This window comes from Sulfitobacter indolifex (genome assembly GCF_022788655.1).
In the GTDB taxonomy this organism is placed as follows: Bacteria; Pseudomonadota; Alphaproteobacteria; order Rhodobacterales; family Rhodobacteraceae; genus Sulfitobacter; species Sulfitobacter indolifex.
This window is the reverse complement of sequence record NZ_CP084952.1, coordinates 61634-84683: the sequence shown is the minus strand read 5'-3', so window position 1 is coordinate 84683 and position 23050 is coordinate 61634. Positions and strand designations below refer to the sequence as shown.

Genomic DNA, 23050 nt, shown 5'->3' with positions numbered 1-23050 from the left:
TTGGTGCGTTGTGCGAAAATTGGCCGAGGACCTAATACTCAACACGCTTTCCTAGGCAGCGAGAGCTCCCTTCCTTCTGGCTATAAGGTAAGCCCTCAGCCCTCTTCCTTCTGTCACCCCTTGGCGCCCTGCCCCCGGGCATAGACATCTTCATAGCGGATGATGTCATCCTCGCCGAGATAGCTGCCAGTTTGCACTTCAATGAGCACCATGGGCACCTTGCCGGGGTTCTCCATCCGGTGGGTGGCGCCCAAAGGAATATAAACTGATTGGTTCTCACTCACGAGCTTCACCTCTTCTCCGATCGTCACCTTGGCCGTGCCTTCGACGACGATCCAATGCTCTGAGCGGTGATGATGGCTCTGCAGGCTGAGGGCAGCCCCGGGATGAACCGTAATGCGCTTTACTTGAAAGCGGGAACCCGACACGAGGCATTCAAACCAGCCCCAGGGGCGAAAATCCTTCGGGAGCGTGTCCGCTTGAGAGGCCCCCTTGGCCTTAAGAGCCGCGACCGCTTTTTTGACATCCTGCGCACGGTCTTTATGCGCCACCAGCACCGCGTCGGGCATGGCCACCGCAATGATGTCGCGCAATCCGATGCCAACCAATTGCTGTCGTGGGTCTTCGGCGCGCAGCATTGTGTCATGACAATCGATGGCCGTGGCGGAAGCCGAGACCACCACGCCCGCCTCATCCGGACCGGTCTCGCGCCAGACCGCATCCCAGCCGCCCAAATCCGACCACGCCCCGCCATAGGGGACGACGCTGAGGTTTTCAGCTTTCTCCATCACGGCATAGTCGATGGAGATATCCTCCACCTGGCCCCAAGGCCCGGGCGCCAGCCGGGTAAAGCCAAGATCTTGCTCAGCCTGGTCCACAGAGGCGCGCACCAAAACCAACATCTCAGGGGCATGCGCTTCAAAGGCCGCAATGATCGTCTTGACCGAGAAGAGGAAAATTCCCGCATTCCACAAATGCTGCCCCCCGTTGAGCAGCGCCTCCGCGGTGGCGCTGTCGGGCTTTTCCACAAATCCCTTAAGCGGCTGTGGCTCAGAGGCAAAATCAGCCGAGGGCGCCTGGCTCATCTCCAGCCAGCCATAGCCGGTCTCTGCCCGGTCGGGGCGGATGCCGAAGGTCACCAGCTGGCCTTCGAGGGCTGCGATGGTCGCCGCCTGAACCGCCGCGCGGAAGCTTTCCGCCTCAGGTATCACGTGATCCGAGGGCGCCACCAGCATCAGCGCTTCGGGCGCGCGGGCGGCAAGCTCCAAGGCGGCAGCAAGGATCGCAGGCGCGGTGTTGCGCCCCTCAGGCTCAATAAGAATGCCAGCAGGCGCGATCTCCACTGCGGCCAATTGTTCTGTCACCACAAATCGATAATCCGCGCCAGTCAGGATCACCGGGGCCGCAAACCCCTCCCCAGCCAGCCGTTTGGCCGACGCCTGAAACAAGCTGCGCTCCCCCATCAATTTGGCAAACTGCTTAGGATAGCTTTTGCGCGACAGCGGCCAAAGCCGGGTGCCAGACCCTCCGGCCAACAGGATTGGGTGCACAATATGGGTCATGAAAAATCCTTTGGACGCGCAAGTTAGCAATGAAAGACAGCCTGAGGACAGGTAAACCAATCATAATTCCCGCACAGCCGTACTTCCAGCCCCGTTCATGGATGCGCGGTTCAAGGCGCACAAAACAAACACACCCGTGCCCCTGCGATGACACAACAAATTTCCAACGTACTGGTAGATGACCTGCATGAGGACACCGCTTTGCCTTCAGAACCCCCAAGGCCCCCTTCGGCGACATTGCGCCAACACCCGCGTCTGAGTCTCTAAACCAGCGTCGCTCCCTTGTCCCACCACCTGTGCCGGGGTACTGAGCACCCCCAATAAAAGACAAAGCGGCTCATGCTGCTTTGCGCACCTCCCGGGTTCTTTCAAGGCATCCGGTTCTCCCCCACCAGAACGATCCGTTGCAACGCATAAAAAGAGGCCCTCACGACATGAGCTATACCTTGGCTGACTATAAATGGGGCTTTGGAGAACAGGGGCATTCGGGTGGCACCGTCACCTGGAGTTTCGCCTCCCCGGGCGCCGGCTCTGCTTTTGCGGGTGACATATCAAACCCGACCTACCAAGCGCTGATCCGCGATGCGTTTCAGGCGTGGGAAAACGTCATAAACATCGATTTTGTCGAGGTCGCCGACGGCGCTCAAAGCGATCTGCGTCTCGGCTGGGACAGTATTGACGGGGCTTACGGCGTGATCGGCACGGCGCAGTCCTACTTGAGCAAAACAAGCTCGACGCTCTACAGCGTCACCGAGGCAGAAATCCGGTTTGATCTGGCAGAAAACTGGTCCACGAGCAAAACAGCCCCCGGCGGGGCCGTGAACCTCTACACCACGGCCCTGCATGAGATCGGCCACACCATGGGCCTGCTGCATACCGATGATCCCGACACCATCATGTATCCCACTCTCAAATCCCAGCCCGATCTGACACATCATGATATCGAAGGCGCGCAGCTTATGTATGGCGCCAGGCTGTGGGGCACCGCGCAAGACGATCTGTTGGTGGCCACAAATGCCGCAGATGTCATCAATGGCCAGGACGGCCTTGACACCGTCCGCTTTGAAGGCGCTTTGAGCCTCTACAGCGTGACAGATGACAATGCGCTTAATATCGAAGTTTACGCTGCTGCCACAGGCCTCACGCAGGAGCTGCAAAACGTCGAACGGCTGCAGTTTGATAACGGGTCTCTCGCCTTTGACACGGATGGAAATGCCGGCACCACCTACAGGCTCTATCAAGCTGCCTTTGATCGCGCTCCTGATCCTGAAGGATTGGGGTTCTGGATCCGGCATTTCGATACGGGCACCGTCACCCACGAGGAAATGGCAGGGCACTTCATTCGCTCCGAAGAGTTCGACACCAAATATGGTGGCACGGCAAATGTCGATAACGACGCCTTCCTAACCCTGCTTTACAACAACATTCTTGACCGCGACCCGGATCAAAGCGGATTTGATTTTTGGCAGGATCAACAAGAGAACGGCTTAAGCCGATCTGTGATGCTGCAGCACTTCTCAGACTCGCAGGAAAATATCATCAAAGTCGCCGCAGCCGTCGATGACGGCATCTGGTACGTCTGAGCACCCGCCCGCGGCACCTGTTACAGCCGTAGTCAAAGAGGCTTCAACGATCCTAACCGTTAGAGCCGACTGTCCGACATCAATGGAGCCGTCGTCCACCATGAACCCACTGCGCGGGATGCTCAGACTGCGCAATCACACTGTCTAAAGTTCGCTTGATGAACTCTGCTTCGTTACGGCAAGGGGAAATCAAGGCATAGCGGCGACCAGTTCTAATCATTGGACTGAAAGCTTTCTTAAAATGAGTACTGATGAGCCGTTATAATTCCAACTGAATAGCAATCCGTTCTCCTGAAAGATTACTTCTCACAAGATTCTCCTTGGTTTAAAAATCTTGCCCCAATCCTGGGCAACAACACCCCAAATGCAAGAATTCAAATGCAGCAACGTCCTGTAACTAGCCCTCTCCAGGTCGGAACCTGCCCCTGGAGGGGTCGTCGGTAAAGCCTATCGCTTGGGCCAGACAGCACCGCCAGCCCGAGGCTGGCCGAGACGGGAGAGCTAGCTGTGCATGGGCAGGAAAGAAATCAGGGACAAACGTACTCTTCATAGCAGTCCTCATAGCCATCGTCATAAGGGTCCAACCCTGCGTCGCACACGAAGTCCACCATCGCACGAATTTTGCGCACCTCCAGGGGGCCGTTCTCCATGAAGGCCATCGCCTCCAGCATAAAGCGATCAAAAGTCTTAGGGTTCGTGAGAACGCACTTCGGGAACGTTACCCTCAGATAGTTAAGCACCGCCTGGGCCGCTTCCAAGCTTGTATCCGTAGTCGTACTCATTTGGCTTTCTCCAAGTCTTGCTGCACTTCCGCAAGGTACCAAGTGCGGAAACCTTAAAGAAAGCTGCTGAGGCCTGGATGCGTAAAAGGACTGTGGAAAACCTCGTCAAATACGGCCGCGTGCGGCTCCGGCTCACAAGCAGCATCCATGCAGGGCTTAAAAACACCCGGACCTGAGAATAAGTTTTTCGCATATTACGACACGGCCCAATGGGTGGGTAAGCTAGTTTGCGAAGCTCACCCGACTGAGCCGGTCGTGGTCTATACGGGGGTAGGAAAGTCCGGAGTTATACTGGCCGGGGAGAGGAGGACCGTTGATCGGGAGGGTATCAAAGCTGGCCCGTGGGCTGGCGGCAGCGGTCGAAAGACGCGGTGTTGGTATCTATGAATGACAACCGTGGTGTTAAGCTGTGTAACATCTCAAGTCCGACGCTTGTCCGCACCGAGAAACAGGGCATCCATATTATTTATATTGATCCATATTATTTATATTGAATGTATTATAGGCGGGGGTTGGTGGGATAGGTTACCGCCCGCGTTACCCGCCCTACTTCCAATGTTGACATTGTCGCCTCCGACACTATTGTCCTTTATTGCCTTATGACCGGTGCTCCCTGACCTGGCCTCAGTCGCCTCGTTACAGCCCGGTCTTCTACTTTCTGGACATTGCCGTATTAACATTGAAGTACCTAAAGCAGCACAAGTCGATCAGTGATTGCATCGACATCATGTTGATGAGAGGTATGGAAATCCCTGATAGGGGCCATGCAGAGCGTTCCTTGCACCGCATCGGATACTATAGGCTCAGCGCTTTTGCGTATCCGTACCGTGACCTCTGTCTGATCCCGACGCCGGAGGGTGAGGCAGAGAAGAAGGTTCGGTGCGACAAGTTCAAAAAGGGTACGACGTTCGATCATGCAATCGACTTCTACCTCTTCGATAAAGCCCTCCGTATCGAACTTCTGGACGCGATCGAGCGCATTGAGATCGCAGTCAGAACCGCGATGATTGAGGTTCTTGGAGAGCGGGGCCCCTATGCACATCGCGACAGACGCTCATACAAAGATCGCTTCAGCGAAAAGGGCGAAGACGGCAGCACGCCTCTTGAGCTCTTCATAGCTGGCCTAGATCAACACTTCAGAAGCTCGAAAGAGGACTTCGCGAAGCATTTCGCACTGAAGTACTTCGGTCCTCCACCGATCTGGATTGAGGCCGGGACATGGACCTGGGGCAATTTGACCCACATCATCGCCCACCTGTCCGACAAGAACAAAATGGCAATCGCGGCGCGTATCCACTCAGACCTCCCCATGAAGACCTTCGCTTCATGGATCACAGCGCTCAACGACGTCCGCAACAGCTGCGCACATCACGCCCGGACGTGGAACAAGCCCCTCGTCAACAGCCCAGGTGTCCCACCTAAGACAACTTTCGGGCAGTTAGACCATCTCCGCCAGCCCAGGATGGGGGACGATGCGCCGACGAAGAAAATCTACAGCGCAATCGTCATCATGATCTTCATGCTGCGGCAGTACTATCCGCGCACGGAGTGGCACATTCGTCTCCGCGACATGATCTTGGCCCAGAACCTCACATACGAGATCCGCCCCCAGACCGCCGGGTTCCCGGAAGGCTGGGAGCACGAAGCCATCTGGAACTGACGCCAGCGCGACCGGGGAGCTTGTGCGCGGCATGAGAACGCCCTTTGAAGCCTCTTTCATGCCTACTTTCAGGGGGCCCGACGCACAACCTTTGCGAGATTCACGCCTCACAAAAAATCACTAAACATAAAACCCGCCTCCCGGATTTTAGACGCCTTTGGGCAGATCTGAGATGGTGCGATACGCATCATGTGATGTCTTTCATCAGAGTTAGTGGGGCGGCCTCAACGAAGCGCCTCACGAGCGCTTCATCGGGCCCAGTAGCCTTGTAGGATTTGTTGTGAGCACGCCAAGCAACGTGAAACGCGCCAACGCTACCTGCGATGCCAGAGATAACGAACAGCGTTTCCAGTGTCTTTTCTCAGAATTCTCCAGGTCGGTGCGCAGGACATCAAGGCTGGCCGCAATTTGCGGGTCAACTGACGGCATGCACGGCGTGCATTGCTTGATTGCTGGCGACTTTGCCAACGCCGGAATCCGCTCTTCAGAGGCGCGATCGTGGTGCAGACCCATTTGGGTCCAGCAGGAGCGTAACACACTACGCCCAGGTGCCAACGAAGGTTTCCAAGTCTGACGGCGTTAGGTCTTCTTCGAAAAGCAAGTCCACTAGGATATCAGGTGATGCCTTGCTGACGATACGATCAACAGCAGACCTGGACATCCCGCTGTCTCCCAATCTAATCACCAGATCGATATCGGAATGACCCCTGAAGTCACCATTCGCCAGAGAGCCGAAAAGTTTCGCCTTCAGACCTACGGCTTCGAGATCAGACTTGATCGCATACCACGCCGACAGCGCCGCGTTATGGCGCTTATCAGATCTGCTGCGAATGATATCAGTCGTCTTGCACATATTTTTGATCCTTCCCAAACCGCTCCCTTATCAGGGGAGCGCACCTCAACGTTGCGTGATGCGTAAAACGCAATATGCTATGGTAGTGTACGAGACGACAGACCAGCTGCGACAGCGTATCCCCGCCTCTAGTAAGGTCCACGCGCGAGCGAGATAACCAAGTGGAGGCTGGATCAAAGGGCCACCCGCGGGCGGCCCTGCCCTATTATTCGAAGACTCCCGCATCGACGGCGTCGAGGTAGTCCAAGACCTGCTGCGCCTTACCCTCCTGCACGAGCTGCATCGCAGTGCGGCCCCCACAACCGGACAGGGACTCAGAGTAATACCAGACATAAGCCGCGGCCGGCGTGGCGAAACGGGCCACAATCATCTCGATCACATCATCCTTATCCATACGCCACACAGGGTAAACCAAGCGCAAGAACTGCTCGTTGGGCGTATCTACCAAAATATCGAATGCTGCGTCTGAGAGCGTCATGACCCATCCAAGCTCCGAGCGGATCCGTCCCGGGGAGCCGTAGACCATGCAGCGCACGGCGCTCTGCTCAGCGCACCACCGCAAGAGATCCGTATCTGCGCGCCCTGTTCTCTTGTCGATCACCTTGAGATACAGCATGCCGAACTCCTCTTTGGCATCGCTGATCGAGTAGTTGCTTGGGTCCTGTGCTAGATGCGCGCCGAGAGCCTCAAAGATGCCGATCCAGCCGGCGGGTTTGTTTCTTAGGCGCTCGGCACCCTCAATGCCTGCCGCCGTCATCGCATAGATCAACGTCTCGATGCGCACATGACACCCAAACTCCAAGCGGCCGGACTCGAATGCCGGGGATGATGGCGCAATCACATCCATGTAGACGACTTTCGCGGGTACCGCCTCACCTGAGGCCATCCAGTGCCGCACTGACAGATCGAGCGACGTTCAAAATTGTGCTGCGTGATCCCAGATGGGACATCGTCAAGCTTCCGCGTGATAGTATGTCCACAATCCCAACTCCGCACCTCGATGTGTGGGATGCCGGGGGAAAACAACTCGTCAGTCATCGCTGTCACAATCGTAGATTGGAGGCTGGGGAGGTGGCTGACGCTTCCGAGGCTTCGGGATGCGCGCAGGCGGAGCGGGATCGTCTCGCATAATGCGCATTGCATATTCGGAGATCGTTTCAGGGCAGAGGAACTTGGCAATCTCATCATCAGAGCAACCGGCGTCAGCAAGGCGAACAGCTAACGCAGGACGGGCTGCGGCCCTTTGCTCGCGCGAAAAGATTGCGGTGTTAATTTGGAATTTCATACCCCGCATGCTCACTGAAGGACCCGCGCGGAACTCCCCATGCAACGCTCGCAAAATAGCACGGAGCCTCTGGGCGTAGGCGACATACGTATCCCTGTCTTCTGTGTGGGCGATGATACGTGGATTGAGGCCTTCGAGATCGACATAGAGCCACCCCGCTGGCGTCGGATCAGTGAGTGACGCGAGTTCGATCTCTCTTCGGATGGTCGCATGACCAAATCCGCAATCAAACAAAGCACGACGAAAGTCGCAGCAGTTTTTTACGCCGATGCCGTCCATAGCGACATCTCGGGTCACGCGACCTTCGCTGTAAGCCCTCAAAAAATCCGCCGTGGTGATCAGCCTGGGATGCAATCTGCTGGCGTAGTTTTGCACGGACGCGGGATCAGAGTAATCTGCCGATACCGTATATACGTCATGCCCCCCGACCAGCTCGACATGGATACCAAGCTGTTGCAGCAACTGCACTGCCTCGGCTCTGATCGCTCGTCGCGTCATTGCGTCATCACATCCATAGACGTCGATATGTGCGACATCGTCGGGGCGGATGTGATGCACCTGTGCGGTGATTTCGACTGATCTGGCGGGGTACTTAGCAGTGATCGCGTCTTATACGGCTGCCAATGCTATTGCTTGGGTCATAGTCCCCTCGAGAGTAAGAAAATGGTAGGAGTGGAGAGGATTGAACTCTCACTCTAACAGTCATCTACTGCTCAACGGGGCTATAAATCCCATCGCCGCACCAGCGCACTCCCCGATTATATCTAGCCAGTCAGCTAGATATTCGGGGGCAAGCGACGTGGTTGGTGCGCGGATTATAGGTCATGCTCTCAGCATGCCTCAAATCAACCTCTCCAGGCAAGCCCCATTGCTGACATCTGGCATCAGATCGCCTTGCTCGTCGTTAGATATAGGTAAAGTAGTGACGCAAGTTATCACAACCTACCGCCGCATTATGGCTGCAGAAGCAGAAGGGTTTTCTCGCCTCCACCAAGAAGAAGATGTCTCGACCCTCACGGCGCCTTGACATTCGCCTCACATGGTCTAAGTCCAAGACCATGTAGCATATAGGTGAGCCATGCAGATGAATGTAGCCGAGGCGAAGTCAAAGCTTTCTGAGCTTCTTGCCGCCGTGGATGCGGGTGAAGATGTCGTGATTGCGCGCGGTGGAGTGCCAGCCGCGCGTTTGGTCCCAGTAACGTCATCGCAGCTGCGGTTTGGGCCACTGGCGGGTTTAGTGCCCGAAGATAGCGTACCCGACTTCATGGAGCCTATGAGCGCAGCCGAACTCGCGGAGTGGGGCGAGTGAGTAATGAGATCGTTATCGACACCCAAATCCTTGCATGGTGGCTGATCGGTTCTCGTCGGATCACGCCTGAAATTCGACGCGTGCTGGAGGATGTACCGGCGGTTTACGTCCCGCCGTGCTCCCTCCACGAAATGACGATGAAGGTCAGGAAGGGGCGGTGGCCAGAAATGGAACCATACGCTCCGCACCTTGATCGTATCTGTGTAACGAATGGGTTTAAGATCGCGCCCTATACGGCACGGATGGCCATGCTTGCGGGATCTATGGAGTGGGACCATCCAGACCCGTTCGACCGAATGATCGGAGTGACCGCACTCGAGATGGGCATGGCGCTCGTGTCGAGTGACGAAGCATTCGACATGCTAAACGGGATTCCAGGATGGCGCGGCCGGATTTGGACCCCTTCCTCTTCATAGAATACTTCGGCCATTGGAGTTTTTTCCTCATATGACGTTTCTCGCAGATCAAATTAATGATCGAGGCAAAACTTGGATCAAATCTCTTGCGCACCCAGCGTCAAAGAGCCGGACAAACATCGCCCCCCTCTCTCGCGGAACCGAGGCTTCCGAACCGGACCATCAAGGTTTGCGCCTGTGATGACCCATCATGCGCCGCCCCCAACCCTCCGCAGCTTTTAGCATAAAGATCACTTGGCGCTCATAAGCTGGGCGAGAACGCGAGGTCGTTCTCTTCCCGGGGCTGCAGTGCGACGTGTGAGATTTGCAGCCGGTCGCAGACCGCGTGTAAAAATTGCTCATAGCTTTCTTGAGACAGTTTGCCTCCCCCAGTGATCTCTCCGCTTCGCTCAAGGACGATCCCCCACTCCGGCCCGGCCACGTTAAAGCCCCTCTCATGGTCCATGCCTATGGTGATGCCGCGCGGCGCAAAGACAGACCGTGCCGCGCCCCGCAGCGCGCAGATCATGTCTATGGCGCGAAGGCGTCTTGGGAGAGCTGCGCCTTGATCCAAGCGATATCGTGGGAGATCGCCTGGATCTCCTGCCCCAGCATCCGCTGCTCTCCTGTCCCCGCTGTCGCCTCTTTCAGCGTCAGGGCTGCCTCTTCGAGCGCGCGGCTGTGCCGCTCCATCGCGTGGCGAATGCCGCTCACCTCCGAGACGAACGCCGTGATCTGTCCGGCCACCTCCCGCTCGGCGTGCTGGCCCAGCACCTGCTGAAGAAGATTGCAAAGGTCTTTCATCAAGACCTCCGCGGGTACCGTGGTGTGAGGTGCTGTGGTCATAAGAAAGTGTCTCCAATCTGGTTGTAATGCAGCGTAAAGCCCGGCGGTCAAAGGCGGCGAGGCAGCTCCCGATCAGGCTAAGGGCCGTGGTCCGCGCCAAGTGCTCACGCAGGCGGCGCAGCTCTGCCGCGAAACGGCGCGCGACGGTGGCAAAGCGCTGCGGCGCTTGCACGGGTCTGGGCACGGCGGGGTGGCATGAAGGCAGGTCGCGCTGCGGCGCTTGGGCCCTCCCGGCCCAGCTGGGTTCGGCCAGGGTCCAGGCATCTTTTGCGTACCGGGAGGCATTCCAAGCCGCGCGCCGGCGCCACTGCGCTGACAGAGCACTTCGTACGCACAGCCGGGGCAAAGTTCTCGCGGCTTCAGCACCTGTCTCCAGGCATGTGCCGTGCAACACGAGCGGATGCGGGTCTGTTTCTGAAACTAAAGCGATGGCTCCCCCCGGCCTCAGCTCGAGGTGATACTTCACCGCGGCCGCCACCTTTGCCATCAAAGACAAGAACCCCGCCCGGTCCCGGCCTTGGTGGGAGGCTGCGATCCTCTTGGCGCCCTGCAACATGAAGAGCTTTGGCATTGCCGTGGTGAACTGCACATTATGCCGCAGCGCTGCCGTCACCCGTTTTTCCAGCCAGTCAGGTCCCGCGATCCCACGCGCCTTTTCTGGGGATCTCGGGTTCTCCCAACCAAAGGTCTCGTTCAGAAAATCGCCCAAAGCATCCCAAGCATCTCGACTGCCGTGCATCGGCGGATGCGGGTTATAGCTGCGCAGCTCTCCGGCTGGCGTCCAAATAAAACGCGGCATCACAATGTTGATTTCCAAACGCCCAGTATGCGTATGAGTGCCCGCAAAAACCGGCGGGCGGTTTGGCTCAGGCACCCCGGCAAAGGCGACTTCCAAAAAGAGATCAATCGCCACTGCTCCCGCTTTGCGCGCGGTGACCTCCCCCGCATTAAACGCGGCCACATCAATATCAGTCGGGGCAAAGGAGAGGGTCGCTACGCGGTACTTCTGCTCGAAGCGCAGGGCGGAGATCGCGCTCTGTACGACGCTGGGCTGGCCCAGCAGAAGTTCAGGCGCGGGCTCTCTGACCTCCAAAACCCGGGCCTTCCCGACGGCCTTCATCACCTTACTGTCAAGCAAATAGGCACTGGGCTGATGCAGGTCTGTAGAGTTCTGATGAGGCGACCAACCGATCAACATGCCGATGTCCTGGCGACAAAAGGCACCGGGGCCAACATCACAAGAAGCTGCTCGATCCGGTGCAACCGGGCCAAAATCACCAAGCCGTCGTTCTGCGCGACGTCCTGCTGATCTGCGATCTGCTCCAGCAGTGCCAGACCTTCTTCCAGCAACCCGACCATCTGCATAACCTGCACCGCCGAAGCCCCTGCCCTGGCGCCAAGCCCCACATGCCTAAGGTAGTCCGAAAGACTGCGACCCGCGGCGGCGGCCCTTTGCATCAGCAGCTCTTTCTCTGCAGGTGACACATTGACCTTCAGCCGTTCGGGTCTCTTGGTTTTGTCACAGGGTGGCATTGCGGTTCTTTCCAAATTGGGCCCAGCCGGGGGGCCTTGATCATCGGCATGCCTCAAAGCCTATGTTCTGGCAAAACTGATCCAAAGAAGAAGGATGGTCCGCACCCCCAAGAGATGTGGATAACCTGACCGGGACACCGCACTGGGGGTCCGCGCAACGCGCGCGGCTCCAAGCGGCGGCCCGGTTCGCATCGGTCAGGTATAAATCCCGGAAACATGGCGGATCAAAGTGGCCTCTTTGAAAGACCCGCGGTTGGTCAAAGCTCATATTTAAAAGGTGCCAAAGCTTGATCCCCGAGGCAAAATGAGCGGGCAAACCAAGATCAAAAATCCATGGCATGTTGAGCTGAGAAAAGCGCGCAGGGACCGTGACAGCGCACCCGGACAAAGCAGGCGTCACTCCTTCAAACCTACGTCAGAGGGGACGCGGACGTGCCGCATAAAAACAAACCCTTTGCACGCAGCATCACCGCAGCCGGGCGAAGGCCATAAAGATTTTGGCAGCAAATGAGACGTCTGAATGGGGCACCTCCTCAGGCGTCCTGCTCCGGACCCGTCGATGATTTTGCCCTAACGCGCCATACTCTTAGCATCGCGCGACCCCAGTTCCGCTAGAGTGATCGAAAGCGACGCGCTGACCGTCATCCCCTCAAACACGCAGAACGTGGCCAACACGGCCGACAACAACTCGCATGTGCCCATCGCCATAAATGACACCTATCACGACGGGTTCGCGCCGCAGCAGGTGGCGATCGAGGATACCGGTGGCAATGTGGTAAGTCTGGTCGTGTGGGCGCCGTTAAGTCGAGGTGTAAAAGCCGATGCTGGAGACAGCGACGAAAGCCTCGCCTTCATGTCCTATTGCTAATATTCCGATGCGCCTCAGGCATGATGGGTCAAACGCTGCGTCCACCCAATGTGCGGTCAAGGATGCGAAGGGGATCTTCACGCTTCGCCATTTCGGTTCGCTCACGAAATCGACGCGAAAAGACTGCCAGGGTTTCGCAAGCTGAGCAGTGCGCAGACGGATGTCGTAGCTGTCGCCGTTCCCCCAGACAGTCACCTCCAGCCCCTCCCACGCGCTCACATCCAATTCCGAGCCATCTTCGCGCAGATCGAATGCCATCTGGATAAACCCGCCGTTGTTCTCCAACGAAACCTCACCGCGTAAAACAGTCGCTTCGCGTCCCTCAGTGATCTCCTTGGTGACAGTCCCAGTTGAGACACCGCCCATGACAGTGTCGGAAACAAATTCCCACTTTGGGTCCAGTTGCATCATCTTTAAGGCCTCTCCCGTTCGCGCGCATCCTGACACACGCTCCAGGACAGACAAGCTTCAGAGGTATTTCTGCTCTGAGCATGGACGTACGTGTCATTCCACATTTAGCATTTGGTGCCACCGATTTTGGTAGAGTGGTGATTAAACGGCGCCGACTTTAGCGCCTTTTGCGAACATGACAGCTGGACCGCGGCAACGATCACAGAACGATCAGTGACCTGTTTGAGAGCGTCTAAAAAATTTCAGACATACCAATCGCGGAAAGCTAAGGCGCACTTGTCGCCCTGCTTTGCTGGTGAGACGGGAACCCCTTGTCCTATGAAAGCTCTTCCAAGATCGGCACTGTCTTCATGTGGGTCTCTACGGCCGATCTGACTTCATCACTCATCGGCAAGTTTGGTGCTTCTGCATCCCAATGCTCCCGAAAAAGCTGAACGGTCTCTTGAGCAGCATCAATCGCCATCTTTTTCGGTATGGCAGCTTTCACCGCGAGATGCGTGAGCTCATCTAACGAGAACGCCGAGAACACTTTGGCGCGGCTGATCTTCATGTTGGTCGCATCGCCTGGGATGTAGGGCACGGTCGCCACAAAATCATAAGCGGGCGCCAGCGAAGCATACCGCCTGTCCGGATAGATCAACGACCAGTTCTTCATGTGCATATCCGCATTGCCAATCAGCATGTTGAAGGTCAGACGCCGGATATATTCGATGATGTCGGCATCATTACCTTCGACGGCGATCACCTGAGCAATGTTCCGGAATGTGCCATTGCCGTACTTGTCCTCAGGATAGAGCCCATAGACCTGTGCGAAATCCTCGATATGCACGCTCGATCCGTCGGATAGCCGATCAAATCGCTCAATCACAAAGGCATGGTCACCAATCTTATCGATGCCTTCGGGCAAGTTCTTGATCGCATTAGTGCTGACCAGATCAATGGCAGGCACGTTCATCCCAATAAGGCTGGCCAGCTTCATCATCGAAAATTCATTTTCAGGGACACCGGAGAATTCGCGGGAAGGGAGCTTTACGATCCAAGACCCCCCGACCCCAGAGGCGGGGATGGTCAGTCCGCCGCTTGCTTCCATCACGGCGGAAAACTTGAGCTGAACACCTGCCAGCGAGAACCGAAGCGCGTGTTCGCGCTGATTATCGTTATGATCACCGGCGCCGGCGGCAGCATAGGGCGGCCAGGCGTCACCATCGAAAGGGGTTATTGTGATCGCGCCGGGTAGGTCCTGGCCAAGTGCCCCGAGTAGATAGAATTCACATTCGGGATTCACGCCCACCTGTTCGGCTAGGTATTTGCGCAGATGACCTTCGGGCAGAAGGTTTGAGAAGAAGGGCATGACCCGCTTCTGATAGGGTCTAAAGTCCGTAAAGAGCTCCCCGAATTCATCCTTGAATGCGAGGCCGAGGGTCGGCCTGTCAGGATTTTCGATGTACGCGTCGGTGAAGGCAAAGATGGTGCGATCGCCGCCGATATTCGTGAGCGTGCCGATCGGCTCACCATACAGGTTCACGTTGAGAACGGAGACACTACTCATCGTCATCAAGGCGATAGGCAGGACGTGGCAAGCGCGCGCGATCCTCGCCTGCCATGCCGTGAGCAAGCGTATTGCGGAAACTTTTCATTTGCCTTGACGCATCTTCTAGCGCTGCAACGTCACCCGCGCCCTCCACGGCTTTGAGCGTTTCACGGATGCTGCGCAATGTGTCCGTGTTCCGGATCAGGTTCCCGAATTGTTGCATCTCTCGAAACTGCCGCTGCAGGTTTTTGAAGGCAGAACTATCGATCTTGAGCGATCGGATGTGCTCAAGCTGCTTGGCGAGCCGGGCAATTTCTTTGCGTGTTTCAGGCGGGACCTTTGGTGCGTCGCTTACGTTACGGATGATCGTCCTCACGGCGGGTACCGCCTTGCGCGGTACAAGCGCCAGTTCCAGATCGAGAGCGTTGGCGATGGCGGTCAGACTTGAGACGGTGAGGTTGACCATACCGCTCTCGATCTTGGAGATGTGCGACTGCGGCACGCCTGCACGGGCGCTTAGCGCGCGCTGACTAAGCCCTTTATTCTCCCGCGCAGCCTTCAGTGTCGTCACCAGATTTTCGCTCTCATAACTCAATTGATATAATCCCACGTATCAAGAGAAATACTTGATCTACCCAAGTATATCATCAGGAAGCTGGATGTTCAAGAAGCTGTTGTCGTGGTGCATGATCATACCACGGCGACACGGCTGAACCTCGGGGAGGGTGGCAAGATCGTCTCCGTCGATTTCCGTCGCGCAGACGGCAGCACTGAGACCGCCAGCGGCAAGGTGGTCGTTGTTGCAGCTCATGCGATTGAGACACCTCGTCTCCTGCTGAACTCGGCCCAGGAAGGGGCGGCAAACGGGGTGGCGGATGCCTCAGATCAAGTTGGCCGCAACCTGATGGATCACCCCACTAAGCTCTGTCGGGTACTCGCTCCAGAGCCGGTCTGGCCTTACCGTGGGCCACTTCCAACTTCAGGCATTTAAAACCTGCGCGACGGGGAGTTCCGCAAGGACCGTGCCGCCTTCCGCATTGCCTCGCCGGGCTCACTCGGGAGGGGCGGACCGTGTCTCACGCGCGACGTCGCTGTTCCAAATCGACTGATCCACGCCGTCGCCAAGTTCGGAATATTCAGAGATCTTGAAGACGGGCTCTTTCCCGGCGCGACGTTGCGAGAAATAGTCCCGCGTGAGTTTTGCAACGGTCTTTGACAGGATCAGGATTGCGATCAGGTTTACAGTTGCCATCAGCGCCATGGACGCATCGGCGAAATTGAAGACAGTCGTGACCGCCTGCAAAGACCCCCAAACCACCATCGCGACCACGAGCAGCTTCAACACGAGAAGCGGAATACGCCTGCCCATTCCAAGGAATTCCATCGCGTTCTCTGCGTAGGAATAATTGCCGATGATCGAGGTGAAGGCGAAGAACAAAATTGCAATCCCAATGAAGATCGGACCGAACGATCCAATATGCTGTTCCAACGCAATCTGTGTCAGCGCCATGCCGGTGGGTGCGCCCTCGGAGTAGTCGACCACGCCGGACAACAGGATCATGAGCGCCGTGGCCGTGCAGATAACCAGGGTGTCGATAAAGACGCCAAGCCCCTGCACGAGCCCTTGACTGGACGGATGATGCGGATCAGGGACCGCGACAGCAGCAATGTTAGGTGCCGAGCCCATGCCGGCCTCGTTGGAGAACAAGCCGCGTTTCACGCCGTTGAGCAGAGCCGCCATGAACCCACCCGTGAAGCCGCCCGCCGCCGCTTCAAATCCGAAGGCCGACTTGACGATTAGGGCCAGCATGGCAGGAACATCAGCGATGTTTACGACCACGATGAAAAGAGCCACGAGGATATAAAGCCCGGCCATGGCTGGAACAACTTTTTCTGCGACCCGTGCGATGGACTTGATGCCCCCGAAAATCACTATGCCCGCAAGACCGCCAACAATAAGGCCGGTGGTGAGTTTGGGGATCGAGAACGCCTCTTCCATGGCCACGGAGATCGAGTTGGCTTGAACCGCCGAGAAGATCAGTCCGAAGCTGATGATAAGGCATACCGAGAAGACATAGCCCATGGCGTTCGATCCGATGCCCCGTGACATGTAGAAGGCTGGTCCGCCGCGGTATTGTCCGTCCGCGTTCCGTACCTTGTAAAGTTGTGCCAGCGTGGATTCGGCGTAGGCCGTCGCCATTCCCACGAGGGCGACCATCCACATCCAGAACACAGCACCCGGGCCGCCGAGATAGATCGCCACAGCGACACCGGCGAGGTTACCCGTGCCGACCCTGCTTGCCAGAGAGATTGTCAGAGCTTGGAATGGCGAAATGCCTGCCGTAGAGGTGTCGCGCGAGGATTTGACGACGCGAAAGAACTCGGCAAAATGCCGGAATTGCAGGAAGCCCGTCCGCCAGGTGAAATAAACTCCGACGGCCAGCAATCCATATACAAGAACATATCCCCATAAGACGGTGTTTAAGAAATCGACGATTGCAGTCATATTCTTGTCCCTCTTGGTTGTATGTCCAACCATTAACCATTCGGTAGGCAAGGGAAAGCCTTGCGCCGGAATCAAAATGTCCGCGAGGCAACCGACGTGCGCGTCTTTATACGCTCGCTTCGATCCAATGAAAAAGGTAGCGCAACCGGGCGCCTTCGGACTCGTGGGCCCGGTAGGAAACAAAGTGAACCGAGGAAGTATCAAGGCACCGCAATAGATGCGCCGAGCGGGGGCACTTCCGATACCTCTTACCAGTTGCCGAGCCGCTCGCATTCCTGGACGGGCCCCGAGAGAGCCGCTGAGCGCATGCTTGTGAAGAGTGGCAGAAAAGACGGCTTCTATTCAAAAACACGATCCTCGGAGACCACCAAACTTTCATCAACTTCTTGGACTTTAAGCGGGGGCTTTTAACAGCATCAATCGAGGCTGTTTGCGCGCGTTCTATGCAGGTCAACGGCAGCTCGCAAAGCTTCAACGCCAGGAACCAGCTCCGCATCCTCGGCCGCTGGATGCGCCTGCTGATCATCCCGAACCAGTCCTCCACCCCGAAGGCGTTTTTGGAGTTTGATGAGGCGGGCCGCATGAAACCCTCGCCGTTCTATGACCGGATGGTCGATGTCATGGAAGAGTTGATGAAGTTCACGCTGCTCACCCGCGACAATAAGGATTGCCTGCTCGAGCGCTATAGCGAACGCAAGGAAAGCGTCGCTGAGCTATCCAAGCGGGTAAACCAGAAGTCGATATAATTGAAGATGTCGGCCGACCTCGAACTGACCCTCCCAATCCCAAAATGTAGAGGGTGTCATCTTCCTTAATACTTCAGCAATCCGAATAGCCATCCCCATCCGCCGGATCAATCCGCAGGTGGGTGACCCGCCCAGGCGTCCCGCAGATCTGGATGAGCCAAGTCTGGCTATGGCCCGGCCAACCGCTTCCAAGCAATTTTTTAAGGTATTGGTCGACACCGCCCGCCCGCACCAGCTCAGGGATCTTAGCGCGCATGGTCTGGTCACCAAAGTAGGGATCAGCTTCATCACCTGAGTGCCGCAGACCAAAGCGGTGAAAATTTGCGCGATCCTGCTGGACGACCGCACCGACATCTTTAAGCGGTCCACCGTTCGAATTGTAAAAGTCTTCCCTACCGATGGTGGCGTAATAGGAGGCAAGATTTGGGTCGGCGAAAGCGGTCTGTGCCATCATCAGAGTAATCGCCGGTAGGATGTATCTGAACTTGAGCATGAGCAAAACTCCAGTGCTGTATCGCAGGTAGTTTAACATCAACCGCGATTTTTGCCGAAACTTTCTCGAAGAAATTATTGCGCATAATCCGAGATAGCATCTCCGCGTGGTAGGCGCCGGGTCGGACAGTCGCAAAACACACAGCGCCAATGAACTGAAGAGCTCCACCCCCCCACGCCCCATCAAGAAAGCCTGCTCAGGAGATCTTTTGCTGCTGGTAGGCGATGAAAGCTTACGGTGATTTGGTCCTATCAAGTATGTACATAAGAAGCTCAGCCTGGGGCCTACGGCAGAACTACTTCAGCAACTGAAGGAGATCGGCACCATAGCTGTTTTTCGCGAAACTCTCCGCGCGGTGGCGCAACTGCTCGGCGTCAATCCACCCCTTGTTGAACGCGATTTCTTCCGGGCTGCCCATCTGAAGCCCTTGCCGCTCTGAGAGCGTGCGCACGAAATTACCCGCATCCAATAGGCTGCCGTGGGTCCCTGTACCCAACCAAGCAAAACCCCGGCCCATTTGCTGCACGCAAAGTGCGTCGTCTTTGAGATACATCTCTAAGAGCGAGGTGATCTCCAACTCGCCCCTGGCTGAAGGTTTTACAGCTTGCGCGCGTTTTGAGGCGGTTCCATCCAGAAAGTAGAGCCCCGTTACGGCGTAATTGGAAGGCGGTACGGCGGGCTTTTCCACAATCGCCTGTACGCGGCCTTCGGCATTGAAATCCACAACCCCATAGCGCCCCGGATCTGATACACGGTACCCAAACACCGTGCCCCCCTCTTCCCGGGCACCGGCTGCAGCCAGCACTTCAGGCAACCCGTGGCCGAAAAATATATTGTCACCCAAAACCATTGCCGACGCTGCGCCGTTCAAGAAGTCTTCGGCCAAGATGTAGGCTTGCGCCAGCCCATCTGGGCTGGATTGTTCAATATAGGTAAGGTTCAGCCCCCATTGGGCGCCGTCGCCCAAGCTGCGTTTGAACTGGTCCGCATCCTGAGGCGTGGTGATAATGGCGATCTCGCGGATGTCTGCCAGCATCAGCACAGACAGCGGATAATAGATCATCGGTTTATCATAGATCGGTAGCAATTGCTTGGATATGCCTAAGGTGATCGGGTACAGCCGCGTACCAGACCCGCCGGCCAGCAGGATACCCTTGCGTGCGCTCATGTCAGTTCCTTCACGATATCCCTCAGCGCCAAACGCCAGTCCGGGGGGCTGATCCCAAAATCCTTCTGCAAGGTGCTGCAATCGAGACGAGAGTTCAGCGGCCTTTTTGCGGGTGTTGGGTAACTTGAGGTCGGAATGCCCGCCACGTCAACCGCCCGATCCGCCGTGGTAAATGTTTCGCGCGCGAAACATTTCCAAGAAGTCGCAGGCGCCCCTGCATAATGATAGGTGCCGCCGGCCTGCCCTGCCTTCATCGCGCCCGCCATCTGCAGCAGTGTTTCGGCGATAGACAGCGCCGGGGTGGGCCCACCGATCTGATCATCGACCACCTTCAGGGCATCGCGGCGCTCGCTCAGCTGCAGCATGGTGGTCACAAAATTCTTGCCCGTCGCAGAAAACACCCAGGATGTCCGCAGGATCGCATGGGACCCGCCGGCCGCACGCACCGCCGCTTCGCCAGCGGCCTTACTGCGCCCATAGGCGTTGATCGGGGCGATTGGATCGTCGGGGCGCCAGGGGCTTTGTCCACTGCCGTCAAAGACGTAGTCCGTCGAGACATGCAAAAAGGGAATTTCCAGTTCAGCGCAGGCGCGTGCCATGGCTCCGGGCGCCTCAGCGTTGATGCGTGTGGCCAAAGCCTCATCTTCTTCAGCACGGTCCACGGCTGTATAGGCCGCAGCGTTGATCACCGCAGAGGGCCGTGTCGCACGGATCACCGCAGCGCAGGCTTCGGGATCGGCTAGATCGGCTGCGGCGCGGTCAAGAAATCGCGCATCATCTGAACGTTTGCGTAGCGCAACAGCCAGTTGCCCGGTGGACCCAAAGACAAGCAAGCTCATACCCGACCCAGCCTTTTACCGACCCCGTCACGCGCCTGCAGCGCCTGCCACCAAGCGGGATTGTCGAGGTACCATGCAACCGTGTGGCGCAACCCCTCCTCCAACGTGACCGAAGGCTGCCAGCCCAGTTCGGTGCGGATGCGGCTGGCATCAATAGCATAGCGTGCATCATGGCCGGGTCGGTCCTCGACGAAGGTAATGAGGTCAGCATAGGCATGTCCAGCGGGGCGCAACTCATCCAAAAGAGCACAGATCTGACGCACTAAATCGATGTTGCGCGCCTCGGCGTTGCCGCCAATATTATAGCTGCGCCCCACGGCCCCTTTGGTGAGAACCGTCAGCAGGGCTTCGGCATGGTCTTCCACGTAGAGCCAGTCACGTATGTTCTCGCCCGTACCATAGATTGGAATAGGCTTGCCCGAGAGCGCGTTGAGGATAACCACCGGAATGAGCTTCTCGGGGAAATGATACGGCCCGTAATTGTTGGAGCAATTGCTCAGCAGCACCGGCATGCCATAGGTCTCGCCCCAAGCGCGGACGAGATGATCAGATGCGGCTTTGGACGCCGAATAGGGGCTGTTGGGCGCATAGGGCGTCTCTTCCGTGAAATACCCCTCAGCCCCGAGGCTGCCGTAGACTTCGTCGGTGGACACATGATGGAACCGGAACCCGTCGGGTCGGCCGCGCCCCTCCCAATAGGCCCGCGCCGCCTGCAGCAGCGTATAGGTGCCCGTCACATTCGTATCGATGAACGCGCCCGGACCATCGATGGACCGATCGACATGGCTTTCGGCCGCCAAGTGAAGCACCGCATCGGGGGCATGTTCGGAGAAAATGCGGGCCAGAGCCTGTGCGTCTCGGATGTCCGCATGCTCAAAGGCATAGTCAGGCCGATCCGAGACCCCCGCGAGGTTGTCCAGACAGGCCGCATAGGTCAGCGCGTCGAGATTCACCACCGCATGTCCTTGCGCCAGAGCGAGCCGTACCACGGCAGACCCAATAAAACCGGCGCCGCCGGTGACAAGCAGCTTCATACGGCGCCCTCAAAGTTAAAATGCGGGGCAATCTCGGACAAAAGAGGCGCGCTGGCGTCTTTCTTAGACAGGATCGGCGTTTGTCCTCGAAGCCCCCAGTCAATGCCAATCGCAGGATCATCCCAGCGGACCGCCGCATCGCAATCAGGGGCATAGGTATCAGTGCATTTGTAGATGATTTCGGTCATCGGTACCCGGGTGACAAATCCATGCAAGAAGCCCGCCGGGATCAACAGTTGACGCCCATTCTCAAAGCTGAGGTCCACGCCCACCCATTGCCCAAAACTTGGCGAGCCATGGCGGATATCCACAGCCACATCGAAAAGCGCGCCGCGCCCGCAGCGGACGAGCTTTGCCTGCGCATGCGGCGGGGTTTGAAAATGCAGGCCGCGCAGGGTGTTTGGCGCCTCAGAGAGAGAGTGGTTATCCTGCACAAAATGATAATCAAGCCCAGCATCCGCCAAGGTCTTGGCATTCCAACTTTCGCTGAAAAAGCCGCGCGCGTCGCCGTGGCGAACGGGGGTGAGGATCAAGACCCCAGCCAGGGCGGTTTGTTCGATGTGCATCGTATACCCTCAATTCACAAACGGTCTGCGGACGCGATATAGGCGCCAACGTCGCCTTCGCCTCATCTTCGGTTTGGCCGTCTCATGCCCTTCTTGCAAGAGCTTGCCGGAATAAATTGGGTCAACACATTTGAGCCGCTCGATAGGGGACACTGGTTGATCTTGCTGACGGCGGAGGCTGGCATTCCGGAAGAAGAGATGGCACTCGTGCTTCGTCCCTTTTATCGCGGGAGTCAGGCCGAATGCGAACCTTACCGTCCCGGGAGTGGTTTGGGGCTGGCCATTGCCTAGGCATTATTGAAGATCATGGGAGTGAATTGAAGCTTTCAAACAGAGAGCGCGGCGGTCTAAAGGTGAATATCGTGCTCTCTCTGATCTGAAAAGCTTCTCGAAAGATAGCTGCCCACAGAATCCATTACGTTCTAGAATTATGGTTGGTTTCCACCGGAAATGGATATCACCTTAGTCACCAGCAATGCCGGTATGGGCGGGTTGATGCTGGCTGATTTACAGACCCGGTATGCTCGTACCTGCCATTCGTCGCACCAGTCATGAAGGTCAGCTGTGGGCCGCTATGTCCTCCTTGAACGATCAGGATTTAGATCCAAGTGCCAGGGCGTTGAAAACAGTGACGTGCAAACTTAAACTTGGCAAAACGACGCAAGAAAATCATGCGGCACGGTCGCAATAGAGAGCGCGAATTTCTTTCCGCGCTCTACTAATGTCTTGATGCTCAATAGCGGGGGCGGCTGCAAATGCCCGCATCATCACAGAAAACGCCCGCAAGGCCGCCGATGATGGCACCGTGGTCGGCGTTTTCATCCATAGCTTTCGCCGCGCCATAGCCGAGCGCTGCGCCTGCAAGCCCGCGCTCTACGTCACTATCGAGGGCGATATTGGGCGTGCAGGCAGAGATAAGCGCAGTGGCGGCGATGAGGGGGTAGAGTAATTTCATGTTAGTCTCCTGAGGGGCCGAGGATGCACCTTCGGCATTGTAGGGTATCGGGAGGATTGCAAAGAAATGTGCTCTCCCTGCCCCCGACCGATGCATTTCCCTTACGCCACAGGTCCACTGATATC

At 57.0% G+C, this 23050-nt stretch carries 22 protein-coding genes and 2 pseudogenes; 6 read left to right on the top strand and 18 right to left on the bottom strand.

Annotation, left to right across the window (positions count from 1 at the left end; all coding sequences use genetic code 11):
• Positions 1–113 precede the first annotated feature (113 nt).
• The gene (locus DSM14862_RS16440; protein WP_243254543.1) at positions 114–1562 is read right to left on the bottom strand and encodes a mannose-1-phosphate guanylyltransferase/mannose-6-phosphate isomerase; all 1449 of its coding nucleotides are present in this window, start codon (positions 1560–1562) and stop codon (positions 114–116) included.
• A gap of 434 nt (positions 1563–1996) precedes the next feature.
• On the opposite strand from DSM14862_RS16440, the gene DSM14862_RS16435 reads away from it, so the two are divergent.
• Positions 1997–3145, top strand: coding sequence for a DUF4214 domain-containing protein (locus DSM14862_RS16435; protein ID WP_007121440.1), 1149 nt, complete (start codon positions 1997–1999; stop codon positions 3143–3145).
• 527 nt (positions 3146–3672) lie between these two features.
• On the opposite strand, the gene DSM14862_RS16425 is transcribed toward DSM14862_RS16435, so the two are convergent.
• On the bottom strand, positions 3673–3927 hold the full coding sequence (locus tag DSM14862_RS16425; RefSeq protein ID WP_007121439.1) for a hypothetical protein: 255 nt from the start codon (positions 3925–3927) through the stop codon (positions 3673–3675).
• 742 nt (positions 3928–4669) lie between these two features.
• Here DSM14862_RS16425 and DSM14862_RS16420 point away from each other — a divergent pair.
• Positions 4670–5587, top strand: a complete 918-nt coding sequence (locus DSM14862_RS16420; protein WP_243254542.1) for an Abi family protein — start codon at positions 4670–4672, stop codon at positions 5585–5587.
• Between the two features lie 538 nt (positions 5588–6125).
• Here DSM14862_RS16420 and DSM14862_RS16415 read toward each other — a convergent pair.
• The 3 genes and pseudogenes from DSM14862_RS16415 to DSM14862_RS16405 all read right to left on the bottom strand — a co-directional run bounded on the left by DSM14862_RS16415 (position 6126) and on the right by DSM14862_RS16405 (position 8283).
• The gene (locus tag DSM14862_RS16415; RefSeq protein WP_007121492.1) at positions 6126–6440 is read right to left on the bottom strand and encodes a nucleotidyltransferase domain-containing protein; all 315 of its coding nucleotides are present in this window, start codon (positions 6438–6440) and stop codon (positions 6126–6128) included.
• A 205-nt stretch (positions 6441–6645) separates the two neighbouring features.
• A pseudogene (locus tag DSM14862_RS21880) lies at positions 6646–6777 on the bottom strand (antitoxin Xre/MbcA/ParS toxin-binding domain-containing protein); the annotation flags it as partial.
• Positions 6778–7470: 693 nt separating this feature from the next.
• The gene (locus tag DSM14862_RS16405; RefSeq protein ID WP_007121490.1) at positions 7471–8283 is read right to left on the bottom strand and encodes a hypothetical protein; all 813 of its coding nucleotides are present in this window, start codon (positions 8281–8283) and stop codon (positions 7471–7473) included.
• Between the two features lie 520 nt (positions 8284–8803).
• Here DSM14862_RS16405 and DSM14862_RS16400 point away from each other — a divergent pair.
• Together DSM14862_RS16400 and DSM14862_RS16395 are read left to right on the top strand one after the other, a co-directional pair.
• Positions 8804–9034, top strand: coding sequence for a type II toxin-antitoxin system Phd/YefM family antitoxin (locus tag DSM14862_RS16400; RefSeq protein ID WP_243254541.1), 231 nt, complete (start codon positions 8804–8806; stop codon positions 9032–9034).
• Entirely contained in the window at positions 9031–9450 is a 420-nt protein-coding gene (locus DSM14862_RS16395; RefSeq protein WP_243254540.1) for a type II toxin-antitoxin system VapC family toxin, read from the top strand. Before DSM14862_RS16400 ends, DSM14862_RS16395 begins: the two co-directional genes overlap by 4 nt.
• A 241-nt stretch (positions 9451–9691) precedes the next feature.
• Here the strand turns inward: DSM14862_RS16395 and DSM14862_RS16390 are convergent, their stop codons facing one another.
• From DSM14862_RS16390 to DSM14862_RS16365, 6 genes are all read right to left on the bottom strand, one after another.
• Positions 9692–9958 (bottom strand): hypothetical protein, encoded by a 267-nt coding sequence (locus DSM14862_RS16390; RefSeq protein ID WP_040701952.1) that lies wholly within the window; start codon positions 9956–9958, stop codon positions 9692–9694.
• 2 nt (positions 9959–9960) lie between these two features.
• Positions 9961–10233: a hypothetical protein gene (locus tag DSM14862_RS16385; protein ID WP_243254539.1), complete on the bottom strand. Its 273-nt coding sequence runs from the start codon at positions 10231–10233 to the stop codon at positions 9961–9963.
• Between the two features lie 1233 nt (positions 10234–11466).
• The gene (locus DSM14862_RS16380) at positions 11467–11808 is read right to left on the bottom strand and encodes a plasmid mobilization protein (protein ID WP_007121027.1); all 342 of its coding nucleotides are present in this window, start codon (positions 11806–11808) and stop codon (positions 11467–11469) included.
• A 799-nt stretch (positions 11809–12607) separates the two neighbouring features.
• Positions 12608–13087, bottom strand: a complete 480-nt coding sequence (locus tag DSM14862_RS16375; RefSeq protein ID WP_322790849.1) for a CIA30 family protein — start codon at positions 13085–13087, stop codon at positions 12608–12610.
• A 316-nt stretch (positions 13088–13403) separates the two neighbouring features.
• Positions 13404–14636 (bottom strand): type II toxin-antitoxin system HipA family toxin, encoded by a 1233-nt coding sequence (locus tag DSM14862_RS16370; RefSeq protein ID WP_243254538.1) that lies wholly within the window; start codon positions 14634–14636, stop codon positions 13404–13406.
• Positions 14629–15189 carry a helix-turn-helix domain-containing protein gene (locus DSM14862_RS16365; RefSeq protein WP_243254537.1) on the bottom strand — a complete coding sequence of 187 codons (561 nt, stop codon included), beginning with the start codon at positions 15187–15189 and terminating at the stop codon, positions 14629–14631. Before DSM14862_RS16365 ends, DSM14862_RS16370 begins: the two co-directional genes overlap by 8 nt.
• A 108-nt stretch (positions 15190–15297) precedes the next feature.
• Between DSM14862_RS16365 and DSM14862_RS16360 the strand changes: the two genes are divergently transcribed.
• Entirely contained in the window at positions 15298–15609 is a 312-nt protein-coding gene (locus DSM14862_RS16360) for a GMC family oxidoreductase N-terminal domain-containing protein (RefSeq protein ID WP_243254536.1), read from the top strand.
• 60 nt (positions 15610–15669) lie between these two features.
• Here DSM14862_RS16360 and DSM14862_RS16355 read toward each other — a convergent pair whose 3' ends face one another.
• Positions 15670–17124, bottom strand: a complete 1455-nt coding sequence (locus tag DSM14862_RS16355) for an alanine/glycine:cation symporter family protein (protein WP_243254535.1) — start codon at positions 17122–17124, stop codon at positions 15670–15672.
• Between the two features lie 443 nt (positions 17125–17567).
• Here DSM14862_RS16355 and DSM14862_RS16350 point away from each other — a divergent pair.
• Positions 17568–17870 (top strand): annotated as a pseudogene (locus DSM14862_RS16350) (arsenical resistance protein ArsH); the annotation flags it as partial.
• 73 nt (positions 17871–17943) lie between these two features.
• Here the strand turns inward: DSM14862_RS16350 and DSM14862_RS16345 are convergent.
• From DSM14862_RS16345 to DSM14862_RS16320, 6 genes are all read right to left on the bottom strand, one after another.
• Complete coding sequence (locus DSM14862_RS16345; RefSeq protein ID WP_243254534.1) at positions 17944–18363, bottom strand: hypothetical protein; 420 nt, start codon at positions 18361–18363, stop codon at positions 17944–17946.
• A gap of 295 nt (positions 18364–18658) precedes the next feature.
• On the bottom strand, positions 18659–19531 hold the full coding sequence (gene rfbA, locus DSM14862_RS16340; RefSeq protein WP_243254533.1) for a glucose-1-phosphate thymidylyltransferase RfbA: 873 nt from the start codon (positions 19529–19531) through the stop codon (positions 18659–18661).
• The gene (rfbD, locus tag DSM14862_RS16335) at positions 19528–20370 is read right to left on the bottom strand and encodes a dTDP-4-dehydrorhamnose reductase (protein WP_243254532.1); all 843 of its coding nucleotides are present in this window, start codon (positions 20368–20370) and stop codon (positions 19528–19530) included. The genes rfbA and rfbD overlap by 4 nt, the downstream gene beginning before the upstream one ends.
• Positions 20367–21404 (bottom strand): dTDP-glucose 4,6-dehydratase, encoded by a 1038-nt coding sequence (gene rfbB, locus DSM14862_RS16330; protein WP_243254531.1) that lies wholly within the window; start codon positions 21402–21404, stop codon positions 20367–20369. Before rfbB ends, rfbD begins: the two co-directional genes overlap by 4 nt.
• Positions 21401–21970, bottom strand: a complete 570-nt coding sequence (gene rfbC, locus DSM14862_RS16325) for a dTDP-4-dehydrorhamnose 3,5-epimerase (RefSeq protein WP_243254530.1) — start codon at positions 21968–21970, stop codon at positions 21401–21403. The genes rfbB and rfbC overlap by 4 nt, the downstream gene beginning before the upstream one ends.
• A 733-nt stretch (positions 21971–22703) precedes the next feature.
• Positions 22704–22925, bottom strand: a complete 222-nt coding sequence (locus DSM14862_RS16320; protein WP_243254529.1) for a hypothetical protein — start codon at positions 22923–22925, stop codon at positions 22704–22706.
• Between the last annotated feature and the right edge of the window lie 125 nt (positions 22926–23050).